The organism is Streptomyces sp. NPDC059567, assembly GCF_042735655.1.
Lineage (GTDB): Bacteria > Actinomycetota > Actinomycetes > Streptomycetales > Streptomycetaceae > Streptomyces.
In genome coordinates this window covers 1-5,053 of sequence record NZ_JBHWBS010000115.1, presented here as the reverse complement: position 1 = coordinate 5,053, position 5,053 = coordinate 1, and the positions used below count along the sequence as shown (strand labels likewise).

7 protein-coding genes are annotated in these 5,053 nt (G+C 73.3%); 2 read left to right on the top strand and 5 right to left on the bottom strand.

Annotated elements, in window-relative coordinates:
* Positions 1 to 132: 132 nt before the first annotated feature.
* The 4 genes from ACFVZW_RS32685 to ACFVZW_RS32670 form a co-directional block, all read right to left on the bottom strand.
* Positions 133 to 414 carry a zf-TFIIB domain-containing protein gene (locus tag ACFVZW_RS32685; RefSeq protein ID WP_329122752.1) on the bottom strand — a complete coding sequence of 94 codons (282 nt, stop codon included), beginning with the start codon at positions 412 to 414 and terminating at the stop codon, positions 133 to 135.
* 40 nt (positions 415 to 454) lie between these two features.
* Positions 455 to 1,390 (bottom strand): phosphotransferase family protein, encoded by a 936-nt coding sequence (locus ACFVZW_RS32680; protein ID WP_384529108.1) that lies wholly within the window; start codon positions 1,388 to 1,390, stop codon positions 455 to 457.
* Between the two features lie 209 nt (positions 1,391 to 1,599).
* On the bottom strand, positions 1,600 to 1,767 hold the full coding sequence (locus ACFVZW_RS32675; protein WP_384529105.1) for a hypothetical protein: 168 nt from the start codon (positions 1,765 to 1,767) through the stop codon (positions 1,600 to 1,602).
* Positions 1,768 to 1,955: 188 nt separating this feature from the next.
* Entirely contained in the window at positions 1,956 to 2,189 is a 234-nt protein-coding gene (locus ACFVZW_RS32670; protein ID WP_137990476.1) for a hypothetical protein, read from the bottom strand.
* Positions 2,190 to 2,384: 195 nt separating this feature from the next.
* On the opposite strand from ACFVZW_RS32670, the gene ACFVZW_RS32665 reads away from it, so the two are divergent.
* A complete protein-coding gene (locus tag ACFVZW_RS32665; RefSeq protein ID WP_384529101.1) occupies positions 2,385 to 3,545 on the top strand; it encodes a serine/threonine-protein kinase in 1,161 nt (386 codons plus the stop codon).
* 21 nt (positions 3,546 to 3,566) lie between these two features.
* On the opposite strand, the gene ACFVZW_RS32660 is transcribed toward ACFVZW_RS32665, so the two are convergent.
* Positions 3,567 to 4,394 carry a helix-turn-helix domain-containing protein gene (locus tag ACFVZW_RS32660; protein WP_384529099.1) on the bottom strand — a complete coding sequence of 276 codons (828 nt, stop codon included), beginning with the start codon at positions 4,392 to 4,394 and terminating at the stop codon, positions 3,567 to 3,569.
* A gap of 49 nt (positions 4,395 to 4,443) precedes the next feature.
* Between ACFVZW_RS32660 and ACFVZW_RS32655 the strand changes: the two genes are divergently transcribed.
* Complete coding sequence (locus tag ACFVZW_RS32655) at positions 4,444 to 4,923, top strand: DUF2000 family protein (RefSeq protein WP_384529096.1); 480 nt, start codon at positions 4,444 to 4,446, stop codon at positions 4,921 to 4,923.
* Positions 4,924 to 5,053: the final 130 nt, after the last annotated feature.

The following is a 5,053-nucleotide window of genomic DNA, read 5'->3' as shown; positions in this document are numbered from 1 at the left end:
GGCGCTTTTCCCACTGCGGTATGGCGCTCCCCTCACCCGTATCTGAACCTTGCTAAAACCCCCTATCCCCCAACCCCCCCCACCCCCCCGCCCGCGCGTGGGGGCCGGGGGCTTCGTCGTATCCGCTCCTTCTCAGGAGGAGAAGAGCATCCGGCCGAAGCCGCGCTGGTGGTGGTGACCGCCGTGGTGGCCGCCGTGGTGCGGGGCGCCCCAGGCGGGGGCGGCGGGAGCGGCCTGCGCCGGGTAGGCCGGCGGCGCCGGCGGGGCCTGCTGCACCCACTGGGACTCGAGCCGGGTCAGGGCCTCCAGCTCGCCGTAGTCCAGGAATATCCCGCGGCAACCGCTGCACTGCTCGATCTGGACACCGTTGCGGTTGTACGTGTGCATGGCCGCATGACACTTGGGACACTGCATGTTCGGCTCAACTCCCTGCCGTTCGGATGGTGCTCTCAGCTTAAGAGGACGCGGGTGGGGTCAACTCGGTTCGGAGCGAACCTATTCGGGCGCAGGTGTCGATCATCACTTCCTCGACCTCGTCGAGGGGGCGCTTCTCGGCGGTGGACTTGGCGAGGGCGAGCGCCGCGGTCTGGACGGTCAGGGCGCGGGCGGGGACGTCGAGTTGGGCCCAGGGGTCGTGGGCGGTGACGGCGGGGCCGCCGGCCTGGTGGTACGCGTCGAGGAAGCGGGACCAGACGTCCGGGGGCAGGATGCCGGCGGCGAACCAGGCGGCGGGACGGGCGAGGTCCCAGGCGGGGTCGCCGAGTCCGAGGTCGTCCACGTCGATGAGGAGCCAGGGGCCGTCGGGCGTTCGCGGGTCGCGCACGAGCTGGCCGAGGTGGAAGTCGCCGTGGCAGAGGAGGCGGCGGTCGGCGGGCTCCTCCGGAAGGGTCCGCCAGGCATTCAGCACGGCCTCGACGGCGGGGCCGGGAGCGCCGTCGGCCCGGCGCATCCGCTGGACGGCGAGGGCGGCCTTGGCGGGAGCGCGCATGGCCGGGAGCGCGGGGGGCGGCGGGGTTCGGTGGAGCCTGGCGAGGAGCCGCGCCGCGTCCTCCCAGGGGGCGGCGTCGGGATCGGCGGGGTCGACGGGCGTGCCGTAGGGCCAGGCTGTCAGGGGACGGGCGTCGGGCGTGGCCGTCGGCCGGCCATGGGGCGGGAGGAGGACCCCGTCGAGCGCGTCGAGTGCGGCGACGGCGATCCGGGCGGCATGCATGCCGGGGTCGATGCCGGGGGCGTGGGCCTTGACGACGACGGCGCCGTGCCGGACGACGGTGCCGTCGTCACGGTCGGCGAGAACGCCCGTGGTGTGCGGGGCGCATGCGCAGGCCGGGTCGGTGCGGTGCGCGGCGTCGCGCGCGAGGGCGCTGAGCTGTTCGAGTAGGGCGTGCTCCACGCGGGGAGCGTACGCGCTGTGCCGCGCACGGCGGGGCTCGCTCCCTCACCCACCCCTCCCCCGAACCCTGCCGGGTCCCGGAAAGCGCGAGGGCCGGTCAGCTCCCCAGCTGACCGGCCGCACGCTGCCGTCCGCCGCACCCCCGTCCCCACGGGGTTGTTGGCCGGATGTCCCCGACCCGGGCCGCTCTCCCGGGTCCGGGGCGCCGCTCAGCGCCCCAGCATCACGCCCACGGACGACGCCTGTGTGACCACTGCGTCCCAGCCGCCGAAGACGACGACCAGCAGGGTCGCGAGAGGGAGGACCATGGCGGTCGCCACCAGGGGGTGGCGGCGGCCCGAAGGTCGGGTGCTGATCCGCGGTGCCGTGTACGCCATGGGTCCTCTCCTGTCTCGTCTGGCAGCGGCGGGTGTCTGACCTCGGGGGACGAGTGCTGCACCCGCCGCTTGACCTCAACACTAGGGATCCGATGCCGCCCGGACGTCATGCCCGCGTACCGATCTCCGGGCCTCCATGAGGATGACGAGTACCCCCACGGCGTACTCCCCTGGGTGGAGAGCCCGCCCTAGGACTGAGGGTCTTCCCTGAGGGGTACCGGCTGCTCGACCAGTGCGAGGACCCGGCTCGCCATGAAGCGGGCCGTCCGCACGACCACCCCGGTCCGCGTGACTTCGCTCACTTCCACCACCCCTCGCCGTACCGCCGTCTCCACCCTCCGGCCCGCCCGGCTTGCCACTACTTCGTACGTCCGTGTCGTGTCCCCCGCGTCCACGACTATCTCCACACGATCACCCTTCATCGACCGAATCCCCCTTCTGCGATTGGATGTTGGAGAATCCCGCGGCTCGGACGGTCGGCGGTGCCGCCCTCCTGACCACCCCTCAAGTGTCCTCCCCAGCACTGACAATCGATGCGCGCGCGAGGGCGCGGCCTATGAGCGCACCGGGGCGGCAATACGTAAGCTGTGCCACGTCGAACGGACGAGGGGACGGACATGGCGATGATGCGGCTCCGGCGCGAGGATCCGCGGATCGTCGGGTCGTTCCGGCTCCACCGGCGACTCGGCGCCGGCGGTATGGGTGTCGTGTACCTGGGGTCCGACCGCCGTGGTCAGCGCGTGGCGCTGAAGGTGATCCGGCCCGATCTGGCCGAGGACCAGGAGTTCCGTTCGCGCTTCGCCCGCGAGGTCTCCGCGGCCCGGCGGATCCGGGGCGGCTGCACCGCCCGGCTGGTCGCCGCCGACCTGGAGGCCGACCGCCCCTGGTTCGCCACCCAGTACGTTCCCGGCCCGTCGCTGCACGACCGGGTCGCGGAGGAGGGCCCCCTGCGCGCGGCCGACGTGGCCGCGATCGGGGCGGCGCTCTCGGAGGGCCTGGTCGCCGTCCACGAGGCCGGGGTCGTCCACCGGGACCTGAAGCCCTCGAACATCCTGCTCTCCCCCAAGGGGCCGCGGATCATCGACTTCGGCATCGCCTGGGCCACCGGCGCCAGCACCCTCACCCACGTGGGCACGGCCGTCGGCTCCCCCGGGTTCCTCGCACCCGAGCAGGTGCGGGGCGCGGCCGTCACCCCGGCCACGGACGTGTTCTCGCTCGGTGCCACCCTCGCGTACGCGGCGATGGCGGACTCGCCCTTCGGCCATGGCAGTTCGGAGGTCATGCTCTACCGGGTGGTGCACGAGGAGCCGCAGCTGAACGGCGTACCGGACGCGCTGGCCCCGCTCGTCCGCGCCTGTCTGGCGAAGGATCCCGAGGAGCGTCCCAGCACCCTGCAACTCTCCATGCGGCTCAAGGAGATCGCGGCCCGCGAGGCTCAGGGACTGCCCGCCGCCCGCCCGCCGGTACAGCGGGAGCGTACGGAGCAGTCGGCCGACAGCCGGCCGACGGAGCGGTACACCGAGCGCACCACGCAGGGCCGGGCCCAGGGTCCGGCCTCGCGGCCGTCCGCGCCCCGCACGGGCGGCGGCTCTTCGCGGGCCTCGCAGTCCCGGCCCAACGGGCGTCCCGCGCCCTCCCGGCCGGGCGGCGCGCGCACCACCTCGGCCGGGCGGCGCCCGGCGAATCCGCGTCTGCTGCGCCAGCGGCTCTTCGTCTTCGTCGTGGTGACGCTGGTCGTGGCCCTGGGCATCGCGGCCGCCCAGGCACTGCAGGGCTGAGCCCCCGGACCGTCCCGCGGATCAGCCGCGGTCCGCGCGTCCGGTGCGGGCGTACCGGCCCGGGGTGACGCCCCAGACCCGCTTGAAGTGCCGGGTGAGGTGGGACTGGTCGTAGAAGCCGGTGGCGCCGGCCACCTCGCCGGGCGGCCGGCCGTCGAGGAGCAGCCGTCGGGCGAGGCCGACGCGGCGGGACATCAGGTACTGGTGGGGCGGGATGCCGAACGCGGCGCTGAAGGCACGGACGAGGTGTGCGGGATGGGCGTGGAGGACGGACGCGGCCTCCTGGAGCGTGGTCCCTTCGCGCAGCCGTGTGTCGAGGAGGTCCCGGAAGTCCTGGGCGATTCCGGGGTCGCGCACGGTCCCGTCGGGTCCCTCCGCGAGGTCGGCCGCCGGCGCCGGGCCCAGATGGGTGCGCAGGCGTCGGCCGATCAGCGCGAGGCGGCTCTCCGCCTCCAGTTCGTCGCCCGGCCGCGCGAGAGCGGTGTGCAGCTGCTCGACCCGCCGGCGCAGCACGGGGTCGGCGAGGTCCGGTCGGTCGACGGCAGCCCCGATGAGGCCCTCGTCCAGTTGCGTCAGGTCGAGGTAGAGCACGCGCTTGCGGAAGCCGTGGGCGGTGGCGGGTGAGCCGTTGTGCGGGACGTACGGCGGAAGCAGGCTGACGGTTCCGTTCGGGGTGCCGCGCTCGTGGCGGTCCAGGTCGTAGCGGACCGCGCCGTCGTCGACGATGAGCAGAGTCCAGTCGTCGTGGACGTGCATCGGGTACGTGTGCTCGGTGAAGCGCGCGTGGAAGACCTCCGTGACCCCCGGCACCGACGGGCGCCATGCGGAGATCTCCTGCCGGGCAGTCATGCAAAGAACGTACAAGACGGCGGCCCCGGGCATCGCGCAGTCTCGACGTATGAGAACGAACGACGAGAACGGAACGCCGGCCGTGGCCGGGAACGACGCGGGAGACGGGACCGCGCCGGTGCGCTTCGACACGAAGATCGCCGTGCTGCTCCGCGCAGACCTGGAGCCCTGGCAGCGGCTGAACGTCACGGCCTTCCTGGTCAGCGGCCTCGGCACGGCGGCGCCCGAGGTGATCGGGGAGCCGTACGAGGACGCCGACGGCACCGCGTACCTGCCGATGTTCCGTCAGCCGGTGCTCGTGTTCGAGGGGACGAAGGAGGTGCTCTCCGCCGCACACGGCCGTGCGCTGTCCCGCGGTCTGCCGACGGCCGTGTTCACCTCGGACCTCTTCGGCACGGGCAACGACCGGGACAACCGGGCGGCGGTCCGGGCCGTGGGCAGGGACACGCTGGATCTGGTGGGGATGGCCGTGTACGGCCCGCGCAACGCGGTGGACAAGGTCCTCAAGGGCGCTCGGATGCACCCCTGAGCCAGGCGTCGCGGACCCGGCCCTGATCCGCCGGGCACGCCCTAGTAGTGCTTCGTTAGGTTCTGAGTCTGGTTCTGTTGCGGGGCAGGCGTCGGCCGCAGGTGGTGCAGGTGCCGGTCCAGCACTGCAG